This window comes from Paracoccus amoyensis, from assembly GCF_014490725.1.
In the GTDB taxonomy this organism is placed as follows: domain Bacteria; phylum Pseudomonadota; class Alphaproteobacteria; order Rhodobacterales; family Rhodobacteraceae; genus Paracoccus; species Paracoccus amoyensis.
Genome location: NZ_JACOQL010000005.1, coordinates 214,570 through 239,124 on the forward strand (window position 1 = coordinate 214,570; position 24,555 = coordinate 239,124).

Genomic DNA, 24,555 nt, shown 5'->3' on the forward strand with positions numbered 1-24,555 from the left:
GCGTCCTGAGGCAGATAATGAATTCGCGCCTGATTTGGCTGACAGGCAATAAAAAACGGCCCCTGAAAGGGCCGTCTAGAAAGCATTCAAGATTTATCAGAGCAGCTTCAGATCACTGGCCGAAGCGCGACCATCACGACCCGACTGCAGTTCGTATTCGATCTTCTGGTTGTCTTTCAAACCCGTCAGCCCGGCGCGTTCAACCGCCGAGATGTGCACGAAGATGTCTTTTCCACCGTCATCGGGGGCAATAAAGCCAAAGCCTTTGGTGGCGTTGAACCATTTAACCGTTCCGGTCGCCATAACCGTTCTCTCCTTCAAATCATCCCGACGCAGGATTGCGCCAAGCCGTGCAGCCAGCTTTCGGTAATCCGGCTGCCCATCGAAAGGGAGGCGGTAGAAAGTCATTCGCTCACGCATTCGAGATGATGAACGAATCATGCGGAAACGCAAGCGCGAAACGCCCCAAAATCATTTTTGGAGCGTAAGGCATTGCGATGTCGGCGCTTTTTAGCGCAGATCGGGTGGCGTAGCTTCCGCCGTCAAGGAGGCGATAGCTTCGTCCAACGGCACCGTCCGGCTGCCTTGTTGATCAAGGCGACGGATCGAAACAGTCCGTTCTTCAACTTCTTTCATACCAATCGCCAAAATGGCTGGCACCTTGGTAAGCGAGTGTTCGCGAACTTTATAGTTGATCTTTTCGTTACGTATATCGGCCTCGGCACGTATACCGGCCCGTTTCAAAGCTTCAACAATTTCCCGGACGTAATCATCCGCGTCCGACACGATCGAGGCAACGACGACCTGACGCGGCGCCAGCCAGAAGGGCAGTTTGCCAGCATAGTTTTCGATCAGCATGCCGATGAACCGCTCGAAACTGCCAAGGGTCGCGCGGTGCAGCATGATCGGGCGATGCTTGGCGCCGTCTTCGCCGATATAATTGGCGTCCAGACGCTCGGGCAGGTTGGGATCGACCTGCAAGGTGCCGCATTGCCAGTCGCGACCGATCGCGTCGGTCAGCACGAATTCCAGCTTTGGCCCATAGAACGCGCCTTCGCCCTCGAATACCTCGTAGGTATGGCCGGTGGCGGTGACAGCATTGGCCAGCGCGGCTTCTGCGTGGTCCCAGCTTTCCTCGCTCCCGATCCGCTTTTCAGGGCGCGTGGACAGTTTGATCCGCCAACTGTCGAAACCAAGATCGGAATAGGTGCGCGACAGGAAATCGATGAAGCGCCGCGATTCCGCCTCGATCTGTGCCTCGGTGCAGAAAATATGGGCGTCATCCTGCGTAAATCCGCGCACACGCATGATGCCATGCAGCGCGCCCGAGGGTTCATAGCGGTTGCAGGATCCAAACTCGGCCATGCGCAAAGGCAGATCGCGATAGGATTTCAGCCCGACATTGAAGACCTGCACATGGCAGGGGCAGTTCATCGGCTTCAGGGCATTGACGGTTTTTTCACGTGCATGTTCTTCGTCCACTTCGACAATGAACATGTGTTCCTGATAGTTTTCCCAGTGGCCGGATTCCTCCCACAATTTGCGGCTGACCACCTGTGGCGTGTTCACTTCGACATAACCCCCCGCACGCTGGCGGCGGCGCATATAGTCCTGCAGGGCGATATAGATGTTCCAGCCATTCGGGTGCCAGAAGACCTGGCCCGGAGCTTCTTCCTGCATGTGGAACAGATCCATTTCACGGCCCAGCTTGCGGTGGTCGCGCTTGGCAGCCTCTTCCAGCATGTGCATATGGGCCTTCAGGTCGTCCCGATTGCGGAAGGCCACGCCATAAATCCGTTGCAGCATCGGACGAGAGCTGTCGCCCAGCCAATAGGCGCCCGCGACATGCGTCAGCTTGAAGGCGTCCGCGGGCAGCTGACCGGTATTTTGCAGATGTGGACCACGGCAAAGATCCTGCCAGTCGCCATGCCAATACATCCGCAGGTCTTCGCCTTCGGGAATGCGGTTGATCAACTCTACCTTAAACGGCTCATTTTTTTCGGTGTAAAAGGCGATGGCGCGGTCGCGATCCCAGACTTCGGTGCGAACGGGATCACGCGCGGCGATGATCTCTTTCATCTGCGCCTCGATTGCGCCCAGATCTTCGGGGGTAAATGGCTCGGCCCGGTCAAAGTCATAGAACCAGCCCTTGTCGCGAACCGGACCGATGGTGACTTTCACATCGGGCCAGATTTCCTGCACCGCGCGGGCCATGACATGGGCGAAATCGTGACGGATCAGCTCCAGCGCCGGACCCTCGTCCTTCATCGTATTGATTGCGATGGTCCCGTTGTCATTGATCGGCCATTGCAGGTCGATATGACGACCATCCAGCGAGGCCGAGATAGCACGCTTGGCAAGGCTGGGGGCAATGCTTTCGGCGACCTCGGCCGCGGTAATGCCGGCGGGATAGTCGCGCGAATTGCCATCGGGGAAGGTCAAAGAGATCTGGGACATGAAGTTCTCCTCGTCGGTTTGGCGCCCACGGAACGCCCGGTTGCGGGTTATGTTGGCGGTGACATGGACCCCGACGCGAAAACTGTCAAGATAGGGGGCAGCATCTGGCCTGCCAAAGGGCCGCAAGACATATGACGCAGGAGCGGCGAATGAGCGACTATCTGGAAACATCGGCGGGCAGGCGCATCGCCTTTCACAGCACACCGGGCAAGGGGCCGGGCGTGGTTTTCCTTGGCGGGTTCAAGTCGGACATGACCGGCACCAAGGCACTTTATCTGGAGGAATGGGCGCAACGGACAGGCCGCGCCTTTCTGCGCTTTGACTATTCCGGCCATGGCGACAGCAGCGGCCAGTTCGAGGATGGCTGCATCGGCGACTGGGCTGAAGATGCGCGGGCGATTATCGAAGCGCAGACAGATGGCCCGCAGATTCTGGTCGGATCGTCGATGGGCGGTTGGATCAGTCTGCTGCTGGCGCGGTCGATGCCGCAGCGGGTCGCCGGGTTGGTGACAATCGCCGCCGCGCCGGACTTTACAGAGCAGGGGTTTTGGCCAAGTTTCAGCGAAGACCAGCGCAAGACATTGCTTCAGAGCGGCCGTCTTGAATTGCCCAGCGACTATAGTGACGATCCTTATGTCATTACCCGCCAGTTGATCGAGGATGGCCGCGAACAGCTGGTGATGACGGAACCGTTGCCATTGCCGTTCCCCACGCGGTTTTTGCAGGGAACAGCGGATGACGACGTGCCGATGCAATGGGCGCTGGATCTGTTGGATCACGCCACGGGCGATGATATCCGCCTGACCCTTGTCAAAGGGGCGGATCATCGGTTTTCGACGCCTGAATGTCTGGCGCTGATTTCGACGGCTGTCGAAGATGTTCTGGGGTAGAATCGCCCTTGGGTTCATCCTTGTCGCAGGCGCAGTCATTGCCTTGGGACCGCGAGAGCGGGTGCGGCTTGGGCATGTGACGATGGATCTGCCGACGACGCCTGATGAATGGCTGGCGCAAAGAGAGCGGGGGATCAGGGCCGAGGTTGCGTCCTATCTGCGATGGGCGGAAGGGCCGGGGAGGCAGGCAGATGTTGCCATCGTCTATGTTCACGGCTTTTCAGCCAGCCCCGGCGAGTTGCGACCGCTGCCCGAAGATCTGGCACGCAGCTTGGGGGCAAACCTGCTGGCCATTCGCCTGACCGGGCATGGGCAGGACGGGCAGGCCTTGGCACAAGCGCGGGCACAGGATTGGTGGCGTGATCTGGCGCAGGCGTTGTTTTATGCGCGGCAGATGGGGCGCAAGGTTGTCGTTCTGGGCATGTCCACCGGTGCGGCATTGGTGGCCGAAGCCGCGCGAGATCCGCAGCTTTCAACCAAGTTCGACGCCGCAATCCTGTTGTCGCCGAATTTCAGGATGCGGAACAAGTGGGCATGGGCGCTGCGGCTGCCATGGCTGCGTCAGGTTTTGGCAGTCTTGGGCGATCCCGAGCGCTGTTTCAAGCCGCGCAACGATCTGCACGCAGCTTTGTGGACCCATTGTTATCCTGTCGCGGCAACGCTGCCGGTTGCTGCGCTGAACGCGCAAATCCAGCGCGGTGATTTTATCGACGCCAAGGTGCCAGCGCTGTTTATCTGGTCGGACAGGGACAGGATCGTCGATCATCGCGTCAGCCAGTATATCGCCGACAGCTGGGGCGGTCAGGTCCAGACGCTGATCGTCGAACCGGGGCCGCGGGATGACCCGGACGCCCATGTCATCGCCGGTGACGCGCTGTCCCCGGCGATGAATCAGATATTGACGCAGGCGATATCAGACTGGATCAGCAAGACGCCCGCTCAGAACGTCAAAGAAAAATGATCGCCCATATCGGGCTTCGATCCTGTCACCTTTGACTTCGCGATTTCGTACAGGAACGACAGGCTGCCTTCGGTCGCCCAGACCTCGGCATCGGTCAAATCCATGCGGACCAGTTGCACATCGGGATCTTGCGGCCCGTCTTCGAACCAGCTTGAGGCGACGGTATTCCACAGCTCATCCAGCTGTTCCTTGTCATCGGACAGAGACAATCGGCCCGCGATCCGGGCGTAAAGCCCCTTCTTTTCGCTGCTGACGATATATGTGCCGTCCTGCGGCCCGCTTTGCAGGGCTTTGACCAAATCGGTTCCCTTGGCGGTGATGAACCACAGCGTGTTGGTGTCGTCATCGGCGTAATGCGACATCGGCAGGAAGCGTGCGGTGGCGTTAAGCCCCAGCATCCCGGCATTGATATCTTCAAGCCGATCCCAGAACGTTTCTTTATGGTCCGACATCTAAGTCTCCTCACATTCAAGGGTGTGAGGATCAAACGCGGATCAGGAACCAGAGTTCCGGTCAGACGGCGATCTTGCCGTTATTTGCCAATGTGTCGTTTGCCACGGCACAGTCGCCGCCACGGGTCCGGCGTTTGCGTGGGGCTTCGGTCTGGGCGGGGCCGGCGTTCTCATCGATGAAGTCCAGCACCAGCGGGCGGATATTCAACCGCCACGACTTGCCCGCGAAAATGCCATAGTGACCAGCGCCGGGTTCAAGATGCTGAACCTTCTTTTCCGCAGGCACGCCGCTGCACATTTCCAGTGCCGCAACGCATTGGCCGGGGGCGGAAATGTCATCATTTGCGCCTTCAACGGTCATGACGGCAACATCTGTGATCTTGGTGATGTCGACGGGATTGCCATTCACGGTAAAGCGGTTCTGCGCGATTTCGGCATTCTTGAAGATACGCTCGACCGTGGACAGGTAGAATTCGGCGGTCATGTCCATGACGGCCAGATATTCATCATAGAACTGATTGTGCTTATCCCCCTCGAACGCATCGCCACGGGCTTCCGCAAAGATCTGGTCGATAAAGGCGCGGGCATGGGTTTCGGCGTTCATCGCGATAAAGGAACTAAGTTGCGCCAGACCCGGATAGACCATGCGGCCCGCGCCACGGTATTTGAAGCCGACCGATTGGATAACCAGATGCTCCAGCTCACCCATGGTGACGCGGTTGCCGAAATCGGTGACTTCGGTGGCGGCGGCATCGGGATCAACCGGGCCGCCGATCAGCGTCAGGGTGCGCGGCTGTGCCGCCGGATCATGTTCTGCCAGGATAGCGGTCGCGGCCAGCGCCAGCGGGGCAGGCTGACAAACCGCAATGACGTTGGTGTCAGGGCCAAGGAACTTGATGAAGTCCACCAGATAGCTGGTGTAATCTTCGACATCGAACTTGCCTTCGCTGACCGGGATATCGCGGGCATTGTTCCAATCCGTCACATAGACGTCGCAATCGGGCAGCAATGACACAACGGTAGAGCGCAGAAGGGTGGCATAATGGCCCGACATCGGTGCGACCAACAACACCTTGCGCTGTGACGGTTCGCGACGGGCAACGCGGAAATGCAGCAGATCGCCAAAGGCGCGACGCATGACCGGCTCGATATAGACGATGTGATCCTGACCGTCGGCTCCGGGGATCGCCGGGATGCGCCAGCCGGGCTTGATAACCATCCGAGCGAAACTGCGTTCGGTCACGCGGCCCCACGCACTCATCAGTTTGAAAGCCGGGTTAAGGGTAAGGGCGAACGCAGGGTAAGAACCGATGGCGCGCGCCGTTGCACCCAGCCATTCATTGGTATTTCGGACTGTTTCCATGGCGTCATAAGAAACAATGCCAGTCAAACCACGTTTACCCATTTGCCCGCGCCTTTCGCTGCAATGCGGCGGTTTTCGTGCGAGTGGGCCTCTCTTATAATTATGAAAGCCCCATTTGCGCTGCGACCGCCCTGCGCATATCATTTTGGTTGTTAATAGGGGGGAAGCCGGTTCATGGCAAGGACAACACGTGGCGCGCGCACGAAAGCGCAAGAGAAAGGTGCTTCTGGCGAAACATCTGAAAAGCAGATGAAAGTTGCGCAGACAAAAGCGAAAGCAGCAGGAAAGTCTGCCGCGTCCAAGGCAGAATCAGCAAAAACCGAAAGGAAGCCAGCGGCAGCCAAAGCAGCGACGAGTCGCGCGAAAACCACTCCTCGCAAGGCTGCTGCAGCAGCGCCCAAACCAGCCGCTGCGCCGCAGAAAACGCAGCCGTCAAAGGTTGAGGCACCCGCCGTTCAACTGGAAAAAGCTGCGTCTGTCACCTCGGGGCGGGTGGATTCCTCACACCCGGAAACGCCCAAGCAACCTGATCCCGCGCAGGTCATGAAAGAGGCGCTGAAGATTGGTGCCTCGGCCCCAACAGCACGCCGTCTTGCGGAAAACATAGAGCGGATCGAGGCGCTAAGTCAGCGCCTGATGACTGCCTTTTCATCACGCGGCATGCCAAACCCCGGTGTCGAAGGCCCCGGACCCGACTTCATCATGACGGCCACAAATGCCTGGATGAAGACGATGACGGACCGGCCTAGCCGGGTGATCGAACAGCAGGTGAATTTCTGGGGTGAAACACTGAAAAACTACGCCAACGCGCAAGTCGCCCTGGCGAAGGGAAAATTTGATCTGCCGGATGTGGCGCAGGACGATGAGCCAAAGGACAAGCGCTTTTCCAACGCCCTGTGGCGCACGCATCCTTATTTCAAGTTTGTCAAACGACAGTATCAGATCAATGTCGAAACGCTGCGGGATGCGGCGGATTCGCTGGAGCTGTCGGACGATGTTGCGCGTCGCCGCATCGACTGGATGACCAACCAGATCATCGACATGATCTCACCCACCAACTTTCTGGCAACCAATCCGGACGCGCTGGAACGTGCCGTGGCGACCGAGGGCGAAAGCCTTGTGAAGGGGCTGGAAAACCTGGTCCGCGATGTCGAACAAAGCGGCGGCGAAATGGTTGTGTCGCTGGCTGATCGCAATGCCTTTACCGTAGGCGAGAATATCGGCAATTCCGAGGGGATCGTTGTTCATCGCACCCCCATGTTCGAGCTGATCCAATACAAACCAACGACCGATCAGGTGTATGAATTGCCCCTGCTGATTTTCCCGCCCTGGATCAATAAATTCTACATTCTGGACCTGAAGCCACAAAACAGCCTGATCCGCTGGATGGTTGACCAAGGTTATACGGTCTTTGTCGTCAGCTGGAAAAATCCGGATGCCAGCTATTCGGAAGTCGGGATGGAGGAATACGTTGCATCCTATCTTGAGGCGATGGACGTCGTTCTGGAAAAAACCGACCAGAAAAAGCTGAATGCCGTCGGCTATTGTATCGCAGGCACCACGCTGTCGCTGACCCTTGCCCTGCTGAAACAGCGTGGCGATACGCGGGTCAATTCGGCGACCTTGTTTACAACGCTGACCGATTTTTCGGATCAGGGTGAGTTTGTGACCTTCCTGCAGGACGATTTTGTGAACGGCATTGCGGAAGAAGTGTCACGTTATGGTCTGATGCGTGCCCAGCTGATGTCGCGCACGATGAGCTTCTTGCGTGCCAATGATCTGGTCTGGGGGCCAGCGATCCGCAGTTACATGATGGGTGAGACACCTCCGGCGTTCGATCTGCTGTTCTGGAACGGCGACAGCACCAACCTGCCGGGGCGTATGGCGATGCAGTATCTGCGCCAGCTATGTCAGCAAAATGCCTTTGCCACTGACGGCTTCGAGATATTCGGCCATAAGCTGCGACTGTCCGACGTGACCTTGCCGATGTGTGCGATCGCTTGTGAGACCGACCATATCGCACCGTGGAAGGATTGCTGGCGTGGCGTTGCGGCCATGGGGTCACAGGACAAGACCTTCATCTTGTCCGAGTCCGGCCATATCGCCGGTATCGTTAATCCGCCCTCGAAAAAGAAATACGGTCATTACGTCGGGGGGCTGGATTATGCAAACGGGTTCCAGAAATGGCGCGACGACTCGACCTTTTCCGAAGGCAGCTGGTGGCCCCATTGGAGCGAATGGCTGGCGAATCGTTCGGGCAGAAAAGTGTCCGCGCGCGACCTGTCAGAGGGGCTTGAGCAGGCGCCGGGAACATATGTTCACGAACGTGCGGCCTGACGGTGAGGGCCTAACCAGCTGATTTTATTTACTGGCGGCGAGGGGGAAGTTCCCTCGCCGTTTGTTTGTAAATATTTTGCTGCAGCGCAGCAAAAAGACTTGAAATGCTGCATTGCGGCATGCATATTGTCCTTACGAAATACAAAACGCGACGAATGTCTCTTCCTCCCTGTCGATCCCATCGTCGCAAGAACTAGGAGCAATACCATGGCTAAGACCCCTGATTTCGCCAAGACCTTCAGCGACATGATGGCTAACTTCCCCGTTGACACTTCTTCCTACCAGGAAGCTCTGAAATCGCAGGGCGTTCTGGGCGAAAAGCTGGCAAAAGTCGCTCTGGGCGCTGCTGAGCGTTCGACCGAAATCTCGGCTCGCTGGGCGCAAGACACCATCACCCGCATGGGTGAGCTGACCGCAGCCAAGGCTGAGCCTTCGGACTACGCCAAAGCCTACACCGATTTCGCTTCGGCTTCGGCTGAAGTTGCTGCAGAGCACATGGCTGCTTTCGCTGAAATCGCGAAAAAAGTTCAGATGGACACCGTCGACCTGATGCTGACCGCTGGCAAAGACATTGCTGCTGATGCTCAGAAAGTTGCTGAAAAAGCAACCAAAGAGACCCAGGCTGCTGTCAAAAAAGCCACCACGGCTTCGAAGTAAGAGCTGATTTCAGCTTATCTGGAAAAGGGGCGGTTCACCGCCCCTTTTTCTTTGCCCCTGATGCAATTGCAGAAAATCCGCTCGTTAGATTTCCTTTGCCTTTTGCGCGTGCAGCAATCATCATGCTTCGGAACTGGTTCTGGGAGGAAGCATGGCCGCCGAAACGACGCCACTGCTGATCAAGCGCTACGCAAGTCGGCGACTCTATAACACCGAAACAAGCGACTATGTGACGCTGGAAGATATCTCGTCCTTTATTCGCGAAGGGCGTGAGGTCAAGATTGTCGATCTGAAATCAGGTGACGATCTGACGCGTCAGTATCTGCTGCAGATCATCGCCGAACATGAGGGCAGGGGAGAAAATGTTCTGCCCATCGGCGTGCTGACCGATCTGGTGCGCAGCTATACCACCAATGCCCAGTCTGTCGTTCCTCAATTCCTTGCCGCCAGTTTCGAAATGCTGCGCGAGAACCAATCGAAGCTGATGGAAAACATGGCGTCGATCCCGAACCCGATGGTGCGCGTTCCAGGTTTCGATGCGATGCAGCGGCAGCAACAGATGTTCATCAAGGCGATGATGGGTGGCTGGCCGGGCAACACCAGCCCGATGCCCGACGATGGGCAGGCGGAAGCCACGGAAGAGGAAAACACGCCCAAGCCTGCTCGTGGACGTGCCGCAAAACCCGCGACATCGGCCGGTGACGCCGAAGGCGACGAAGACATGGCCGAAATTCGGCGCCAATTAGCGGAACTTCAAAAGCGCATCGCCAAGCTCTGACTTGCGCCCGACTTCAGGGCGGGTTATGCCGCCCTTCACGGACAGTTGGCCGAGTGGTCGAAGGCGCACGCCTGGAAAGTGTGTAGGCGGGGAACCGTCTCGAGGGTTCGAATCCCTCACTGTCCGCCATTACCCTTTCTTATCCATCTGGTTTTTCTGCATTTTATGGTCCTTCGGGTCGGTGAGGTAGCATTTCGGGTAGCATTTCACCGGACCGGGTCGGATTTCCTGTGCCGCGTGTCGAGTATAGGTCACGAGGCGCGGGACGTTAAGGTATGTGCGGATCGGCGCGTGAATAACGGATCAGGCCAGACAAGATTTGCCTCTGAGATGCGACACGCAGCGCCGAGTTCAGATATTCGCCATTCGGCATCAATTGGTCAGGCCACGAATGATGAGGACTGTTGGACATGTGACCGCAGTTGCCACAGGGGACGGCGGGCAGACGCGCCCAGACCGATCTTGAAACTGCTTCAGAGGTCCTCATGGATTGATGACGACCCCAGCGTCCCTTCAACGATTGGCATTCGTTCATCGACAATCCGGTGATAGCTGATGCTGTTCTCGACCGTCTGTCGCGAGATCGACATCACATTGGTGCCGGTGAAAGCGAAGAGGCGTGGTGCCAAACCGGAAAACCTTGCCCCTGCCGTCGTCAAGATCACCGGTGGCGACGAGTTCATCGATGCCCGCCTCTGTTCGCCCCGGCAGGTTGTGGCGGCTTGACCTCCAATCGAACGCCGTCAGCCGGTTCGAGCCGCGCCTGCCGAAGCTCAATCGTCTCGACAGCAATCCGGAATATGCGTTGGGCGGGCCGTTCTTTGCGCAGGCCTTCGGGGATGTCATCTGGGCCGTGGCCGACAAGGACATCTTCCGCTTCGACGGGCAGCAGTGGGAACGGATCAAGCATCCCGATCTGCCATAGATGCGGGGACTGAACATATACCAAACCGCATGGACCGGGCTGGATACACAAAGTTTAGGACACTCCCTTCGCTCGCTGCTGTGCGCAATAAAACTGGCCGCGCTTGGATCCTCACCGCTGCTCCAAGTGTCGCCATCTCCCGTCCCGACGCTTGCACTACTGAAAACCCACCGCCTGATTAACCAAGACAAGCTCACCTCAACGCCACCTCAACCCTTGGCTGCAGTTTTCGTGCAGGTTGTGCCGCTCAATGCCGCTTGATGCGGTCGAATGGTGGAATGAGAATCGCCAGAAATCAAACCGTTGCCCTGCCTACCAATTTTGGACCATTTGAGGCCGGAGTTTTCGGCATCTCGGTCTTGGACCTGAACCGAACGGAACGGCGATCCGACCGGGATTAACGTTGGCCCACTGGGCAACAACGATGCTGCCGTGCTCGATCCGCAACCCGTTAGGAAGCGGATCAACAAGGACTCAACTAGGGGGCCAGAGCGTAGCAGGTCCGGCGCAAAAAAAGCCAGCCGCCAGTCATGAATGCGTGCTGGGACGAGGCCCAAGCCGCAGTCGTGTACAAGACATGAACTGCTCGTGGTTCCAGCTGTAAGATCCCATCAAGCGAGCGCCTCGCGTAAACTTTTTGGAGGTGCGCGATCTTGGAGCAAATTCAGCGCGCTTTCGACATGCTCCAGATGATGCACCATGGCCTGCTTGGCCGCTTCAAGATCCCGGTTCTTCAGATGTAACAGGATTTGCTCATGCTCGTCGGGGCCGCAGTTGTGCAAATTGGTATCGCGAAAGGCCGCCATGATCAGTGAAGTCCTGCTCACCAGATCGCGCATGAGACCGCACAGAAACTCAGCCTCGGCCATTTCCGCCAGCATGACGTGAAAACCGCCCGAGAGTTTGATGATGTCGCGCTGATTGTTGTTATGGTTGGCGATCCGTTCCTTCGCGACATGTTCGAACATCTCGACCAGCTTGGTTGCATCCAGTTCGGTGAAAAGGCGCTCCAGAACGCGCTGCTCGACCGCAGCGCGAATGTGAAAAATGTCTTTTGCATCAGCGACACTGGGCTTCGCGACAACAGCACCCTTGTTGCTCTCGATGACCACCAACCCTTCGCGCTCCAGCGTGGCCAGAACCTGACGGATCCGCGCGCGACTTACGCCGAACACCTCGGCCAGCTCCGCTTCCTTTAGTCGCGTGCCGGGCCGCAGTCGACGATCCGCGATCGACAACCAGATCCGCTCTGCGATCTGCTCGACAGTCAGTGTATCCATGCGCCGCACCCGCCCCGAAAATATCCTTGCCATCCACATACAGCGACCGAAGCGCGCCGGTCCAGATACAAATGGCCTCAATATTGTTGACAATATAGTCGACAAGAATTAGCTGATGAAGGTCAGCGAGGGATGTCATGGAATTCGATCTTACCTGTCTCGATTCGCAGGACCGCTATCGCCTGCTCACCAATTTTGTCGGACCGCGCCCCGTTGCGCTGGTGACTACGCGCAACCAATCGGGCGCGAATAACGGGGCACCGATGAGCTTCTTCAACGTCTTCTCGCACGATCCGGCGATCCTTGCGCTTGGCATCCAGCCGCGACTGGATGGCCGCGAGAAAGACACCGTGGCCAATATCCGGCGCAGCGGCCAGTTCACCGTCAACATGGTAGATATGCCCCTTTCACGCACCATGCTGGTCTGTGGCCTAGGGGTCGAGACCGATGTGGATGAACTTGAACTCGCCGGCGAACGGGTTGCTGACGGGGTGCAGGTCGACTGCTGTTGGTTACCGGCCAGCCCGTGCGCGATGGAATGTCGTGTCGATCGCCTGATCGAGTATCCCCGGCGGGTGATCGTGCTGGGCGAAGTCGTGCATATGCATGTCCGCGGCGACTGTCTGGACCCGGCGGGTCGCTATGTCGATCCGTCGATTTACCATCCGATCGCGCGCCTCCATGCCGACAATTACATCGTGGCCGATCAGCAGTTCGAGCTGAAAGCGCCGCAGCTTGACGAACTTCTTTCGTGACCGGAAACCGCATGCGCCTACTTCTTATCAATCCGAACGGGACTTCCTCGATGACGGCCCAAGCCTCGCGATCAGCGCGGCAAGTCATTCTGAAGTCGACAGATATCATCGAAAAAACGGGAATAGGCGCGCCGTTGAGCATCGAGGGTTATGCAGATGAGGTGATGTCGATACCTTCGATGCTCGCCCAGATCGCCGAGGCGGAGGCTGACGGAGCCGAGGCGACGGTGATCGCATGCTTCGACGATCCCGGCCTTGATGCCGCGCGCGAGATTGCCGCCGGTCCGGTCATCGGTATCTGTCAGGCAGGCGTGCAGGCGGCGATGGTACTGGCAAAACGGTTTTCGATCATCACCACCCTGCCGCGATCAGTCCCCGCGATCGAGGATCTGGTCTACCGCTACGGCGCGGAACGTCATTGCCGCAAGGTGCGCAGCATCAACCTGCCGGTCCTGTCGCTGGAATCCGAGCGCGCGCACGCCTACTCGGTCCTGCTGGGCGAGATCGCCAAGGCGCGGGATGAGGACGGCGCAGAGGCTGTCGTTCTGGGCTGCGCGGGGATGTCGGATCTGGCAGGCAAACTGTCCGCCGATACCGGCGTGACCGTGATCGACGGAGTGATTGTCGCAGTCAAGCTGGCCGAGGCGCTGATCGGTGCGGGTCTGAAAACCTCAAAAACGAATGCCTATGCCTTTCCGCGCGCCAAGGGAAATTCACGCGACGAATCAAAATCGAGGAGCCGCGGTTTCCAAGCTGCTGTCCAAACGAGCATCTAGTTCGTCTGCTGGGCGAAACATTGTTTCGCAGTCCCGAAAGCGACATTCTGTGCATAGATCAGGTTTTATGACGACAAAATTGTCGACAATATAATTGACAAACAAGGAGATCGATCTCAAGCTTCGTGAAAGAGCGATAGTTTGGGGCAGACAGAAGAACCAACGAGGCAGATGAAAAGCTGCCTGAAAAGAGGGGAGGACCGTCAAGGTCATGCTGGTAGTCATCATCAAGAAGCTACTGAACGCCGCGCTCGTCATGCTGGCAGTTTCTTTTCTGGCCTTCCTGATCTTTCAACTCGCCGGTGATCCGGTGGACATGATGTCCAGCGAGCAATCGACACAGGCGGACCGCGACCTGCTGCGCGAAAGGCTGGGCCTGAACGATAACTTTCTGGTCCAGTATGCGCGTTTCGTTGCCAATGCCGTGCAAGGCAATTTCGGTATCTCCTATCGCAACGGACAGGAAGTTCTGGGACTGATCGCCGATCGGTTCCCGGCAACGATGGAACTGGTCCTAGTGGCGACGGTGCTGTCGCTGCTGATCGGGCTGCCCCTTGGCATTCTGACCGCGATCAAGCGTGGCACATGGTATTCCGAGATTCTGCAATTCGGTTCGATCATCGGGGTGTCGCTGCCCAGCTTTGTCGTCGGCATCCTGTTGATCCTCGTCTTCTCGGTCACGCTGGGCCTGCTGCCCGCCTTCGGCCGGGGCGATGTCGTTGATTTGGGCTGGTGGTCCACCGGCTTTCTGACGCAGTCTGGACTGATGGCGCTGATCCTGCCGTCGATCTCGCTTTCGCTTTATCAGGTGACGCTGATCATGCGTCTGGTCCGCGCCGAGATGCTGGAGGTCATGCGCTCGGATTACGTTAAATTCGCGCGCGCCCGCGGCATTCCACGCTATCGCATCTATTTTCGTCACGCGCTACGCAACTGTCTGATGCCGGTGGTCACACTGACCGCGATGAACGTCGGCACGTTGATCGCCTTCGCGCTGATCACCGAGACCGTGTTCCAGTGGCCGGGCATGGGCATGCTGTTCATCCAGGCGGTGACATTCATTGATATCCCGGTAATGGCGGCCTATCTGTGCATCGTCGCCCTGATCTTCGTTTCCTGAACACCATGGTCGACATCACATATGCGGTGATCGACCCCCGTCTGCGCGACGCGAAATAGGGGCATCCTCCATGGCCGATCTGAATGCAATTCCCGTGCGCACCTCGCGTCTGTCCCGTGCCCGCAAAAGCGATCTTTGGTGGTCCTTCAGCCATTCTCTCTCTGCACGACTGGCCTTCTTCGTGCTCCTGGTGCTGATCCTGTCGGCCTTTCTGGCTCCGCTGATTGCGCCGCAGAACCCCCACGATCCGGCGCAACTCGACATGTGGAAATCCGAACTGCCGCCGATATGGCTGGATGGCAGCGAATGGCCCTATCTTCTGGGCACCGACACCCAGGGCCGCGACATGTTGTCGGTAATGCTCTATGGCACGCGAACCTCGGTGATGATCGGGATCGCATCCGTGGCATTTTCGTTGATCATAGGGCTGAGCCTGGGGCTCGTGGCGGGATATTTCGGCGGCTTCGTGGACAATATCCTGATGCGGATCGGGGATGTAGTCCTGTCGATCCCGACGATCCTGATCGCCATTCTGGTTTCAGCCGTGGTCCGGCAGATGCTGCCGCCTGATCTGCGCGAGATCGGTGCGTCAGCGGTTCTGGTGCTCGCCATCACTATCTCTGGTTGGGTGCAATATGCCCGAACGGTGCGCGCACAGACGATTGTCGAGAAAGGCAAGGAATATGTAATGGCGGCCCGGCTGCTGAAAGTGCCGGCACGCCGAATCATGGGACGTCATATCCTGCCGAACACGCTCACCCCGGTTCTGGTCGCTGCGACGCTCAGCTTCGGCATGGCGATCCTTACCGAAGCGACCCTGTCCTTCCTGGGCATCGGAATGCCGCCGGGGCAACCGTCACTGGGCACGCTTATCCGCGTCGGCAACCAGTATCTGTTCTCGGGCATGTGGTGGATCGTGATCTTCCCAGTTCTGCAACTGTCGCTGCTCGTCATCTCGGTGAACCTGCTGGGCGACTGGCTGCGAGACGCCCTGAACCCGAAGCTGAGGTAATCATGTCCGATCTGCTGCTGAAGAACGTCCGCCCCTTCGGAGAAGCGCCCACTGACGTGCTGGTCCGCGACGGAGTAATTGCCGAAATCGGCCAGAACCTTTCCGCGCCCATGAACATCACGACCGAGGACGGCGGCAATGCGATCCTGTGGCCGGGCCTGATCGACTCGCACACCCATCTGGACAAGACCACCTGGGGCATGGACTGGCACGAGAACAACCGTGACGCCGTGCTGCGCAGCCGGATCGATTTCGAACGCGACAACCGGCTGGCGATTGGTATCGACCCGCACCGGCAATCGATGCGCCACGCGATCGGTCTGGCTGCACATGGCGCCAGCCACATTCGCAGCCATGTCGACATCGACCCGGTCCACGAGCTGCGTCTGGTGGAGGGCGTGCAGGAAACGCGGCAGAAACTGCGCGGCATCATCGACATTCAGCTAGTCGCCTTCCCGCAATCGGGGGTGATGGTCATGCCCGGCACTATCGAGCTTCTGGATGAGGCGCTGTCCAACGGGTGCGAAGTTCTGGGCGGCATCGATCCCTGCGGCATCGACCGTGATCCCAAGGGGCAACTGGACGCTCTCTTCGCACTCGCGGACAGGCACGGCTGCGATGTCGACATCCATCTGCACGAACCGGGTGATCTCGGCGCATTCACGATGGAACTGATTTTCGAGCGCGTCCGCGCGCATGGCATGAACGGAAAATTCGCGATCAGCCACGCTTTCGCGCTTGGCATCAACGATCATCTTCGTGTCGGCAGTCTGATCGACCAGATTGCCGAACTGGACATCGCGATCCTGACGACCGGAGCGCCCTCGGCAACGGTGCCTTCCGTCAAACGGTTGGTGGCGGCGGGCGTGCGGGTCGGCGCGGGCTGCGATGGCATTCGTGACACCTGGGGGCCGTGGGGCCAGCCCGACATGATCCACCGCGCAACGGTAATCGGGATGAAGAACGGCTTTCGTTCGGACGATGATTTGCGGCTGGCGCTGGAGATCGTGTCGCAGGGCGGCGCCGACGTGATGCGCCTTGAAGGCTATGGCGCCGCGATCGGCTGCAAGGCTGATTTCACACTGCTCGACGGGCAGACCGTTGCCCATTCCGTCGTCAATCGTGCCGCGCGTCCATTAGTCGTCAAGGGTGGCAAGGTCGTCGCGCGTCACGGCACCTGCATCGTGGAAGCACCATGATGACCAGTCACCCCCTCGCAGATCTGGAATTGGGTGCCCGACCACAGGGCCGCAGCCTGCTGACGGCGGATTGGGTTCTGGCACAAAGTGATGCAGAACCCGTGTTGTTGAAACATGGTCAGGTGGTGATTGAGGGCGACCGGATCATCTTTGCCGGACATGACTTTCAGGGCGAGGTCGCGCGCCGAACAGACTTTGGCCACGCACTGATCTCGCCCGGACTGATCGATCTTGACGCACTTTCCGATCTCGACACGACCATACTTGGCATCGACCACTACCCGCCCTGGAAGAAGGGCCGCGTCTGGCCGGTATCTTATGTCAACGCCGGTCCCTACGAGATGTATTCACCCGAGGATCTGGCGTTCCAGAAGCGTTTCGCATTCGGACAGCTGTTGTTGAACGGGATCACCACGGCCGCACCGATCGCCTCGCTGTTCTATCGCGAATGGGGCGAGAGCGTGGCCGAGTTCGACGCCGCCGCCGATGCCGCAGGTGAGATGGGGTTGCGCGTCTATCTGTCTCCGGCCTTTAGGTCTGGCGGGATGGTGCTGCACGGACCGGGTGACATGCGCGCACATTTCGATGAAGAGCGCGGTTTGTCGGGGCTTGCCGAGGCGGTCGATTACATCGGTCGACAGACGGGCCGCCATGACGGGCTGGTACAGGGGATGCTCGCGCCCGACCGGGTCGAGACCTCGACCCTTCGGTTGCTGCGCGCGACCATGGACGCAGCCCGGGATCTGGATATGAAGGTGCGCCTGCATATGGCGCAGGGCGCGATGGAGGTCGAAACCGTCCGCGCCCTACACGGCACGACCGCGCCCTCGTGGATGGCGGCCGAAGGGCTTCTCTCTGACCGGCTCATCGCGCCACACGGAACACATGCGACAACGGAAGATCTGGGACATTACGCGCGCAACGGCGTTTCGGTGGTGCATTGCCCGCTAGTCTCGGGCCGGGGCGGCGGCAGTCTGAACAGTTTTTCTCGGTTGCGTGACATGGGGATCAATATCGCCATGGGCACCGATACAGCACCCGCCGACATGCTGATGAACCTGCTCGTCGGCCTCATCACCTGCCGGATGAACGACGACGGTCCGGAGCGCATCGCCTGTCGCGATCTGTTCAACGCCGCGACGCTCGGCGGGGCGCGTGCGCTTGGCCGCGATGATATCGGGCGGATCGCGGCGGGGGCCAAGGCCGATCTGGTCGTATTCCGGCTGGACGACCCGGTCATGGCACCGACAGTCGATCCCGTCACCACGCTGATCGTCGGTGGTTCGGGCAAGGTGACGGATGCCGTCTTCGTCGATGGCCGTCTCTCCATGCGCGCTGGTGAAGTCGCTGGAATCGACATGGCGACAGCCCGCGATCGTGCGCAGGAACAATATGACCGGCTGATCGCACAATATCCCGCAAGAACATGGGATCACCCGCCCGTCTCAGAGATTTTCCCTCCTAGCTATCCCGTGAAGGAAAGCCAGAATGCTTGATACAGCCTCACCCTGTCTGGAAGTGCGAAATCTGGTCGTCGAGTTTCCCGGCCGCCACGGAACCCTGACGGCATTAAATGATGTCTCCCTTGCGATCCGCAGCGGAGAGATCCTGGGCGTCGTCGGCGAAAGCGGGGCGGGAAAGTCGATGACCGGCGCGGCCATTCTGGGGCTGCTGGAACGTCCCGGCCAGATCGCAGGAGGCGAAATCCTGCTGTCCGGCCGCCGGATCGACGCATTGAGCGACAGGGAGATGGAAAAGGTCCGTGGTCGTGAGATCGGAGCGATCTTTCAGGATCCGCTTACCTCACTGAACCCGCTGTTCACGGTCGGCGCGCAACTGTCCGAAACCATTCGCCAGCACATCCCCGGCAGCAGCCGCACCAAGGCGCGGGCGCGTGCCATCGAGCTTCTGCAAGAAGTCGGTATCCCCGGCCCGCAGGAACGTATCGACCATTTCCCCCACCAGTTTTCGGGGGGCATGCGGCAGCGCGTCGTCATTGCTCTGGCACTTGCAGCACGCCCCCGCCTGATCATCGCGGACGAACCGACGACTGCGCTAGACGTATCGATTCAGGCGCAGATCAGCGGCCTCCTGCGGAAGCTGAGCAAGGAGCACGATACGGCCGTAATGCTGGTCACGCACGACATGGGCGTGATCGCAGAAACCGCTGATCGCGTTGCGGTGATGTATGCGGGGCGTCTGATCGAGATCGGTCCCGTGGACGAAGTGCTCAAATCCCCGGCGCATCCCTATACTCGCGGGCTGATGGCTTCGATTCCCGCGCTTGGTGCAAGGGTCGAGCGGTTGCACCAGATTGACGGCTCGATGCCGCGGCTGAACGCCATTCCGCAGGGCTGTGCCTTTAATCCCCGCTGCAAACAGGCAGGGCCACGCTGTCGGCGCGAGCGCCCGGACCTCATGCCCACCCGAACCGGAGAGGCGGCGTGCTGGCTTTATGAAGGAGGTGTCGAATGAACGTGACCGGAGCTGCGGCACTGGAGGTTGATCGGCTGGATCGAGTGTTCGATGTCTCGTCTCCGTTCCTGAACCGGGTGCTGTATCGGCAGGGACGGCGTTATCTGCATGCCGTCAACGACGTAAGTTTCACCGTACCTAAAGGCGGGTGTCTCAGTCTGGTAGGTGAGTCTGGTTGCGGCAAATCGACGGTCGCCCGGCTCGTGACCGGCATCTATCGGCCAAGCGCGGGCGAAATTCGCTTTGCGCCCGGTCGATCCGGCCAACCCTTGTCGGCGCAGATGATCTTTCAGGATCCCTATGCCTCCTTGAATCCGAGATGGCGCGTGAAAAACATCATCGCCGAGCCATTGCGCGAACTGAAGCTGCGAGACACCGAAGCTGCGATCAGCGACCGCGTCGCAGAATTGCTGACCGTCGTCGGACTGAGCGTCGCCGACGGCGAGAAGTTTCCGCATGAGTTCTCGGGTGGGCAGCGCCAGCGTATCTCGATCGCCCGCGCCTTGGCATCCGAGCCTGAATTTCTGGTCTGTGACGAGCCGACCAGCGCGCTCGACGTATCGGTACAGGCGCAGATCCTGAATCTGATGCGCCGTCTGCAGGACGAGCTTGGGTTAACCTATCTGTTCATCAGCCATGACCTTTCGGTCGTGCGTCACATGTCGGACCGTATCGCCGTCATGTATCTGGGGCGCATCGTCGAGCAGGCAGAGACCGAAGTTCTGTTCGCCGATCCCAAGCATCCCTACACGCGCTTGCTGCTGGAAACGATTCCGGACGTCAACAGTCCGAACCGCGACCGCCGCACGGTCGCCGGCGAGGTGCCAAGCCCGCTGGCCCCGCCGTCGGGCTGCACATTTCATCCGCGCTGCCCACTGGCGCAGAACCGCTGCAAGACCGAACGCCCGGCGCTTGACAGCAAATCCGACGGGGCCAGCGTTGCCTGTCACTTCGCGTAACGGCTTCCGCGCAAAACAATAAAACTCAGCCAACAGGAGACTTTCATGAAACTTCTCAACACGATGGCCGCCGCACTGGCGCTGTCTGTCAGTGCCGTCGCCGTTTATGCGGAGAACACTGTCAAATGGGGCTCAAGGGCGGATATATATTCGCTCGATCCCAACTCGATCCCGTCGACTGCCAATCTCGCCTTCCTCAATCACATCTACGAGGGGCTGGTTCGCTATGACAAGGAGTTCGGACTGGAGCCCGCATTGGCGACCGAATGGGAGTTGATCGAAGGCCCCGTATGGCGCTTCAAGCTGCGCGAGGGCGTCAAGTTCCATGACGGATCGGATCTGACGGCCGATGATGTGGTGGCCTCATTCCAGCGTGCGGCCGACCCGGCCTCGCCGCTGAAAGGCAACATGCCGCTCTTCAAGGATATCCGTAAGGTCGACGACTTCACCGTCGAGATCGGCGTGACCACGCCCTCGTCGTTGTTCCTCAACGACATCACCAATATCTTCGTGTTCGATCAGGGCTGGCTTCAGGCCAACAACACCGAAAAGCCGACTGATTTCGGAGCGGGGGTCGAAGGCTATGCGACCAACAATACCAATGGCACCGGCCCGTTCATTCTGGAGAGCCGCGCGCCCGACAGCAAGACCGTATTGCTGGCGAATGCCGACTGGTGGGACGAACGACAGCACAATATCGATCGGCTGGAATTCGTGCCGATCAGCAGCGCCGCGACCCGGATCGCCGCATTGCTGTCAGGTGAGGTCGATCTGATCGACAGCGCGCCCATGCAAGATCTGGAACGGCTGAAGGCGGATCCATCAATTAACGTCCAAACCCTGACAGAGTTGCGCACCGTCTTTCTGGCGATGAACCGGCGCGAAACCTTGCCCGATGGTCGGCCGAACCCGTTCAACGATTTGAAGGTCCGTCAGGCGGTGGAAGCGCTGATCGATCGCGAGCTTATCAATCAGCGCGTCATGCGCGGACTGGCGCGGCCGTCCGGCTCGCTCATCGCGCCTGAAGTTGCGGGTTATGCCGCATCTCTTGATACATTCGAACCCGCGGATCCAGAAAAAGCCGCAGCGCTTCTGCAAGAAGCCGGCGTCGATTCACTGCGCTTCACCTATACCTGCATGAGCGACGAAAGCATCAACGAGGAAGACTGGTGTCAGGGGATCGCGAATATGCTGGCCCGCGCCGGGATGCAGGTCGATATCGACATGGGACCGCGTTCGGTCCAGTCGCCCAAACGCTCGCAGGGCAGAACCGAGATGTTCAACCTCAGCTGGGCAAACGAACCCACGCTGGACGCATTCTCGTTGCTGTCGCAGGTTCTGGCATCGCCGGATGATGCCTACGGCGTCGCCAACTACGGCGGATGGTCCGTGCCGGAACTGGACGCCCTTGTTAAACAAGCGGCCGAAGCAACTGACCCTGCCGAGCGGCTCCAGCTTGAGGAGCAGGCGTTGCGTATCGCCAAGGAGCAGGTCTTGCTGATCCCGTTGCACCAACAGCCAATTGCCTGGGCCAGCCGCGACCGGGTGGAGAAAATCGATCTGCGCGCCGACAACAAGCCGCGTCACTGGTTTACCACCGTCACCGAATGACCATGACCCGTACGGCGCCCCTTTCGGGCGCCGTCAGCTTGACAGCCTCGAGACAGCCATGACCGCTACCATTTTCCGCCACGCGACCGTTATCCCCGTCGATCCCAAGCGGCGCATCATCGAGAACGGCGCGGTTCGCGTCGTCGGTGATCGCATTGATCGGGTCGGCGCTGACGCCGAGGTCGCAGTAGAACCCGGCGACCGGATCATCGACTGCCGTCACAAGATCATTATTCCCGGCCTGATCGACGCGCACGGCCATGCAGGTCATTGCCTGATCCGCAGCATCGCATCCGACCTCACGCCGCAGTGGATGAAAATTGTCACGCCGATCTATTATCACGCGACGACGCGCGAATTCTGGTATGCGGACGGCCTTGTCTCGGGACTCGAACGGCTGCGGGCGGGGGTGACGACAGGTGTCAGCATCATCTCGTCCATGCCGCGCAGCGACGATCCGGAATTTGCCGTCAATCATGCGCGCGCCTATGCGCAGATCGGCCTGCGCGAGATCATCTGCACCGGCCCCGCAGGTTTGCCGTGGCCACGTGACGTGACGCGTTGGGAGACCGGCGAACCCATCCGTCGCAGCATAAGTTTTCCCGAAATGATGGAAGGCGCCGAGGCCGCAATCCAGACCCTCGATGGCAGCGCCGATGGACGGATCCGCGTCTATCTGACACCGTTTACAATCGTGCCCTCGATCGATCCGTCGAATGTCTCGACCCCCGATCAGGCAGTTTCGCTGACGGCCGATGACAGAATGCATGCGCGCGCCGTACGGGAACTGGCGCGCAAACATGGTGTCAGGCTGCATTCTGACGCCTTTGCGGGCCATATCCGGCTGGCATGGCAGGACAAGGAAAACGCTCTGCTCGGCCCCGACATCCATCTCCAACACTGCTGGGGCATCTCACCTGCCGAGATCGACATTCTCGCCGAAACCGGCACGCATGTGACCCATGCCCCTCCGGGCCGGTCAACGCCGGTGATCGAGATGGTTGCACGCGGCATCAACGTAGCGGTGACGACCGACGGTACAGCGCCCAGTCGCCATTTCGACATGCTTCAGACTGCACGTCTCTTTCAGTCGGTACAGCACGTCCTTCGCAATCACGATCGCTTCTTCTTTCCACCCGGAAAAGTGCTGGAAATGATCACAATCGGCGCCGCGCGCGCGCTTGGGCTTGAGGATGAGATCGGTTCGCTAGAGCCAGGTAAGAAAGCTGACCTCCTCGTCATTGATCTGAACAAGCCACACCTGACCCCTCGCTGGATGCCGGTTCACAGACTGATCCACCAGTCTTCTGGTGCCGATGTTGAAATGGTCATGGTAAACGGCAGCATTCTTCTGGATCAGGGCCGCTCCACAAGGATGGACGAAACTGAAGCTCTCATCTTAGCGCAGCATGAGGCTGACAAACTGGTCAGACGCGCTGGCGCGGCTTCCTATATGCACGATCCTGGTTGGGGGCAGCTTTATAGGACTCTCGACGAACCGATCACGCCACCGCAGTTCTGACGAAAGGCTCCTCCTTGTGATCCTTCTTCAAACTCATGGCCGAAAGCGCCGCCTCAGCATGTCGCGTATCCTGCGGCGCCGCCTAAAAACGTGCCTTGTCCCGCCCCTCAGGCAGCCGCTGAGCCAAGGGCGCTTCGGGGGTGAACGGGAGTCGGCAATCGATGGAATAGGCATCGCCTTCGAGCGAAAGGCCCGGGAACTGAGCTAAACGCTCTCCACCAAAGCCGGGCAAGTCCACGGCGGGGCAGGGGCGCACCCGACGCTGCCCACCACGAATTGGTCATGGCCGCCCGCAGCGCCTGCTTCAGATCGTTGGACTGCAGCAATACGGCGAAGCCGGTGATGGTGCGTTCGCCGACCGGCGCGGAGGCAAGCGCGGTCCAGATATGTTCCTTGACCTCCGGCGTGATCTCGACGGCCTCGCGGCGGAGGATGGCGACGATCCAGTCGGCGGCCCAGGCGCGCTCAGCCGTTTCCTGGATGCGAGACAGCGGCTGCAGCGATACGGAGGTCTCGGCAGCATCGGTCAGTTCGCCGCCGAGATCGTGCCAGTCGCCGCCCATCGCCAGAGCGGCGGCGCGGATGCTGCCGCCGAAATCGAAGGCGAAGACCGCCGACTTCTCTGCTGACCGCGCGGGTCTTCGCGAAGGCGAAGTGATTTTTCGGATCGATGGCCAACGCATGACATCCAGGGATCACATCGTCGGATATCTCGACGCAGCCGAGACGCCGAATATTCTGATCCGCTATGTCCCGAACGGCAGCGTGGAGAGCGCTGTGACGGTTGCGGTCCCAATCGATCGCTGACACCGGTCTGCGTCTTGTATTTGGTTCGGGGACGGGTGCTTTGGCGCCCCCTGACCACTTTTGGCGCGCGAAGCTTCCCGAGGCTGTGTCTTTACCTGGAGGTTTTGATCCATGATGGCCTCCTGCTCGGCCCCCAATCCCATCGCCTCCACGTTCTCGGTGCATGATCGGATCGGGCTTAGCGCCGAGCTCCGCTGTCTCGAAGAGGTGGTGTGATGG

At 59.3% G+C, this 24,555-nt stretch carries 23 protein-coding genes, 1 tRNA gene and 2 pseudogenes; 19 read left to right on the forward strand and 7 right to left on the reverse strand.

Going from position 1 to position 24,555, the window contains the following annotated elements:
• Window positions 1-96: 96 nt before the first annotated feature.
• Window positions 97-303, reverse strand: a complete 207-nt coding sequence (locus tag H4P12_RS16495; RefSeq protein WP_187794867.1) for a cold-shock protein — start codon at window positions 301-303, stop codon at window positions 97-99.
• A 207-nt stretch (window positions 304-510) separates the two neighbouring features.
• Complete coding sequence (gene thrS, locus H4P12_RS16500; protein WP_187794765.1) at window positions 511-2,457, reverse strand: threonine--tRNA ligase; 1,947 nt, start codon at window positions 2,455-2,457, stop codon at window positions 511-513.
• A gap of 149 nt (window positions 2,458-2,606) precedes the next feature.
• On the opposite strand from thrS, the gene H4P12_RS16505 reads away from it, so the two are divergent.
• Both H4P12_RS16505 and H4P12_RS16510 read left to right on the forward strand, forming a co-directional pair.
• The gene (locus H4P12_RS16505) at window positions 2,607-3,347 is read left to right on the forward strand and encodes an alpha/beta hydrolase (protein ID WP_187794766.1); all 741 of its coding nucleotides are present in this window, start codon (window positions 2,607-2,609) and stop codon (window positions 3,345-3,347) included.
• Window positions 3,334-4,308 (forward strand): alpha/beta hydrolase, encoded by a 975-nt coding sequence (locus H4P12_RS16510; RefSeq protein WP_187794767.1) that lies wholly within the window; start codon window positions 3,334-3,336, stop codon window positions 4,306-4,308. The genes H4P12_RS16505 and H4P12_RS16510 overlap by 14 nt, the downstream gene beginning before the upstream one ends.
• Here the strand turns inward: H4P12_RS16510 and H4P12_RS16515 are convergent.
• From H4P12_RS16515 to H4P12_RS18870, 3 genes are all read right to left on the reverse strand, one after another.
• Entirely contained in the window at window positions 4,287-4,760 is a 474-nt protein-coding gene (locus H4P12_RS16515) for a pyridoxamine 5'-phosphate oxidase family protein (RefSeq protein ID WP_187794768.1), read from the reverse strand. The genes H4P12_RS16510 and H4P12_RS16515 overlap by 22 nt on opposite strands.
• Before the next feature lie 61 nt (window positions 4,761-4,821).
• A complete protein-coding gene (gene phaZ / locus H4P12_RS16520; protein ID WP_425498227.1) occupies window positions 4,822-6,165 on the reverse strand; it encodes a polyhydroxyalkanoate depolymerase in 1,344 nt (447 codons plus the stop codon).
• A 130-nt stretch (window positions 6,166-6,295) separates the two neighbouring features.
• Window positions 6,296-6,559: a hypothetical protein gene (locus H4P12_RS18870; RefSeq protein WP_246449334.1), complete on the reverse strand. Its 264-nt coding sequence runs from the start codon at window positions 6,557-6,559 to the stop codon at window positions 6,296-6,298.
• 56 nt (window positions 6,560-6,615) lie between these two features.
• On the opposite strand from H4P12_RS18870, the gene phaC reads away from it, so the two are divergent.
• The 6 genes from phaC (at window position 6,616) to H4P12_RS16550 (ending at window position 10,820) form a co-directional block, all read left to right on the forward strand.
• On the forward strand, window positions 6,616-8,460 hold the full coding sequence (phaC, locus tag H4P12_RS16525; protein WP_343069851.1) for a class I poly(R)-hydroxyalkanoic acid synthase: 1,845 nt from the start codon (window positions 6,616-6,618) through the stop codon (window positions 8,458-8,460).
• A 207-nt stretch (window positions 8,461-8,667) separates the two neighbouring features.
• A complete protein-coding gene (locus H4P12_RS16530; protein WP_187794770.1) occupies window positions 8,668-9,117 on the forward strand; it encodes a Phasin in 450 nt (149 codons plus the stop codon).
• Between the two features lie 151 nt (window positions 9,118-9,268).
• Complete coding sequence (gene phaR, locus H4P12_RS16535; protein WP_187794771.1) at window positions 9,269-9,895, forward strand: polyhydroxyalkanoate synthesis repressor PhaR; 627 nt, start codon at window positions 9,269-9,271, stop codon at window positions 9,893-9,895.
• A 39-nt stretch (window positions 9,896-9,934) separates the two neighbouring features.
• A tRNA-Ser gene (locus tag H4P12_RS16540) sits at window positions 9,935-10,024 on the forward strand.
• A 426-nt stretch (window positions 10,025-10,450) separates the two neighbouring features.
• The gene (locus tag H4P12_RS16545; protein ID WP_187794772.1) at window positions 10,451-10,621 is read left to right on the forward strand and encodes a hypothetical protein; all 171 of its coding nucleotides are present in this window, start codon (window positions 10,451-10,453) and stop codon (window positions 10,619-10,621) included.
• Window positions 10,581-10,820 carry a hypothetical protein gene (locus tag H4P12_RS16550; protein ID WP_187794773.1) on the forward strand — a complete coding sequence of 80 codons (240 nt, stop codon included), beginning with the start codon at window positions 10,581-10,583 and terminating at the stop codon, window positions 10,818-10,820. The genes H4P12_RS16545 and H4P12_RS16550 overlap by 41 nt, the downstream gene beginning before the upstream one ends.
• Before the next feature lie 611 nt (window positions 10,821-11,431).
• Here H4P12_RS16550 and H4P12_RS16555 read toward each other — a convergent pair.
• The gene (locus H4P12_RS16555; RefSeq protein WP_187794869.1) at window positions 11,432-12,100 is read right to left on the reverse strand and encodes a GntR family transcriptional regulator; all 669 of its coding nucleotides are present in this window, start codon (window positions 12,098-12,100) and stop codon (window positions 11,432-11,434) included.
• Between the two features lie 137 nt (window positions 12,101-12,237).
• On the opposite strand from H4P12_RS16555, the gene H4P12_RS16560 reads away from it, so the two are divergent.
• From H4P12_RS16560 to H4P12_RS16605, 10 genes and pseudogenes are all read left to right on the forward strand, one after another.
• Entirely contained in the window at window positions 12,238-12,855 is a 618-nt protein-coding gene (locus H4P12_RS16560) for a flavin reductase family protein (RefSeq protein WP_187794774.1), read from the forward strand.
• Between the two features lie 11 nt (window positions 12,856-12,866).
• Complete coding sequence (locus H4P12_RS16565) at window positions 12,867-13,631, forward strand: aspartate/glutamate racemase family protein (protein WP_187794775.1); 765 nt, start codon at window positions 12,867-12,869, stop codon at window positions 13,629-13,631.
• Between the two features lie 211 nt (window positions 13,632-13,842).
• Window positions 13,843-14,810, forward strand: a pseudogene (locus H4P12_RS16570) (ABC transporter permease).
• Between the two features lie 11 nt (window positions 14,811-14,821).
• Window positions 14,822-15,763, forward strand: a complete 942-nt coding sequence (locus H4P12_RS16575) for an ABC transporter permease (RefSeq protein WP_187794776.1) — start codon at window positions 14,822-14,824, stop codon at window positions 15,761-15,763.
• 2 nt (window positions 15,764-15,765) lie between these two features.
• Window positions 15,766-16,962: an amidohydrolase family protein gene (locus H4P12_RS16580; protein WP_187794777.1), complete on the forward strand. Its 1,197-nt coding sequence runs from the start codon at window positions 15,766-15,768 to the stop codon at window positions 16,960-16,962.
• Complete coding sequence (locus H4P12_RS16585; RefSeq protein ID WP_187794778.1) at window positions 16,962-18,458, forward strand: amidohydrolase family protein; 1,497 nt, start codon at window positions 16,962-16,964, stop codon at window positions 18,456-18,458. The genes H4P12_RS16580 and H4P12_RS16585 overlap by 1 nt, the downstream gene beginning before the upstream one ends.
• Entirely contained in the window at window positions 18,451-19,437 is a 987-nt protein-coding gene (locus H4P12_RS16590; protein WP_187794779.1) for an ABC transporter ATP-binding protein, read from the forward strand. Before H4P12_RS16585 ends, H4P12_RS16590 begins: the two co-directional genes overlap by 8 nt.
• Window positions 19,434-20,396 (forward strand): ABC transporter ATP-binding protein, encoded by a 963-nt coding sequence (locus tag H4P12_RS16595; protein WP_187794780.1) that lies wholly within the window; start codon window positions 19,434-19,436, stop codon window positions 20,394-20,396. Before H4P12_RS16590 ends, H4P12_RS16595 begins: the two co-directional genes overlap by 4 nt.
• Window positions 20,397-20,441: 45 nt before the next feature.
• Window positions 20,442-22,007, forward strand: coding sequence for an ABC transporter substrate-binding protein (locus H4P12_RS16600; RefSeq protein WP_187794781.1), 1,566 nt, complete (start codon window positions 20,442-20,444; stop codon window positions 22,005-22,007).
• Window positions 21,919-23,529: an amidohydrolase family protein gene (locus H4P12_RS16605; protein ID WP_223115856.1), complete on the forward strand. Its 1,611-nt coding sequence runs from the start codon at window positions 21,919-21,921 to the stop codon at window positions 23,527-23,529. Before H4P12_RS16600 ends, H4P12_RS16605 begins: the two co-directional genes overlap by 89 nt.
• A 287-nt stretch (window positions 23,530-23,816) precedes the next feature.
• Here the strand turns inward: H4P12_RS16605 and H4P12_RS16610 are convergent.
• Window positions 23,817-24,146 (reverse strand): annotated as a pseudogene (locus tag H4P12_RS16610) (conjugal transfer protein TrbE); the annotation flags it as partial.
• Here H4P12_RS16610 and H4P12_RS19315 point away from each other — a divergent pair.
• On the forward strand, window positions 24,112-24,336 hold the full coding sequence (locus H4P12_RS19315; RefSeq protein WP_187794877.1) for a PDZ domain-containing protein: 225 nt from the start codon (window positions 24,112-24,114) through the stop codon (window positions 24,334-24,336). The pseudogene H4P12_RS16610 and the gene H4P12_RS19315 sit on opposite strands and share 35 nt — an antisense overlap.
• The last annotated feature ends 219 nt before the right edge of the window (window positions 24,337-24,555 follow it).

Excerpts from the sequence above, each read along its gene's own strand:
- H4P12_RS16510 (WP_187794767.1), top strand. The coding sequence starts at position 3,334 with ATGTTCTGGGGTAGAATCGCCCTTGGGTTCATCCTTGTCGCAGGCGCA.
- H4P12_RS16595 (WP_187794780.1), top strand. The coding sequence starts at position 19,434 with ATGAACGTGACCGGAGCTGCGGCACTGGAGGTTGATCGGCTGGATCGA.
- H4P12_RS16600 (WP_187794781.1), top strand. The coding sequence starts at position 20,442 with ATGAAACTTCTCAACACGATGGCCGCCGCACTGGCGCTGTCTGTCAGT.
- H4P12_RS16585 (WP_187794778.1), top strand. The coding sequence starts at position 16,962 with ATGACCAGTCACCCCCTCGCAGATCTGGAATTGGGTGCCCGACCACAG.
- H4P12_RS16590 (WP_187794779.1), top strand. The coding sequence starts at position 18,451 with ATGCTTGATACAGCCTCACCCTGTCTGGAAGTGCGAAATCTGGTCGTC.
- H4P12_RS16530 (WP_187794770.1), top strand. The coding sequence starts at position 8,668 with ATGGCTAAGACCCCTGATTTCGCCAAGACCTTCAGCGACATGATGGCT.
- H4P12_RS16545 (WP_187794772.1), top strand. The coding sequence starts at position 10,451 with ATGCTGTTCTCGACCGTCTGTCGCGAGATCGACATCACATTGGTGCCG.
- H4P12_RS16575 (WP_187794776.1), top strand. The coding sequence starts at position 14,822 with ATGGCCGATCTGAATGCAATTCCCGTGCGCACCTCGCGTCTGTCCCGT.
- H4P12_RS19315 (WP_187794877.1), top strand. The coding sequence starts at position 24,112 with ATGCTGCCGCCGAAATCGAAGGCGAAGACCGCCGACTTCTCTGCTGAC.
- thrS (WP_187794765.1), bottom strand. The coding sequence starts at position 2,457 with ATGTCCCAGATCTCTTTGACCTTCCCCGATGGCAATTCGCGCGACTAT.
- phaR (WP_187794771.1), top strand. The coding sequence starts at position 9,269 with ATGGCCGCCGAAACGACGCCACTGCTGATCAAGCGCTACGCAAGTCGG.
- H4P12_RS16565 (WP_187794775.1), top strand. The coding sequence starts at position 12,867 with ATGCGCCTACTTCTTATCAATCCGAACGGGACTTCCTCGATGACGGCC.
- phaZ (WP_425498227.1), bottom strand. The coding sequence starts at position 6,165 with ATGGGTAAACGTGGTTTGACTGGCATTGTTTCTTATGACGCCATGGAA.
- H4P12_RS16505 (WP_187794766.1), top strand. The coding sequence starts at position 2,607 with ATGAGCGACTATCTGGAAACATCGGCGGGCAGGCGCATCGCCTTTCAC.
- H4P12_RS16560 (WP_187794774.1), top strand. The coding sequence starts at position 12,238 with ATGGAATTCGATCTTACCTGTCTCGATTCGCAGGACCGCTATCGCCTG.
- H4P12_RS16495 (WP_187794867.1), bottom strand. The coding sequence starts at position 303 with ATGGCGACCGGAACGGTTAAATGGTTCAACGCCACCAAAGGCTTTGGC.
- H4P12_RS16555 (WP_187794869.1), bottom strand. The coding sequence starts at position 12,100 with ATGGATACACTGACTGTCGAGCAGATCGCAGAGCGGATCTGGTTGTCG.
- H4P12_RS16550 (WP_187794773.1), top strand. The coding sequence starts at position 10,581 with ATGCCCGCCTCTGTTCGCCCCGGCAGGTTGTGGCGGCTTGACCTCCAA.
- H4P12_RS16580 (WP_187794777.1), top strand. The coding sequence starts at position 15,766 with ATGTCCGATCTGCTGCTGAAGAACGTCCGCCCCTTCGGAGAAGCGCCC.
- H4P12_RS16515 (WP_187794768.1), bottom strand. The coding sequence starts at position 4,760 with ATGTCGGACCATAAAGAAACGTTCTGGGATCGGCTTGAAGATATCAAT.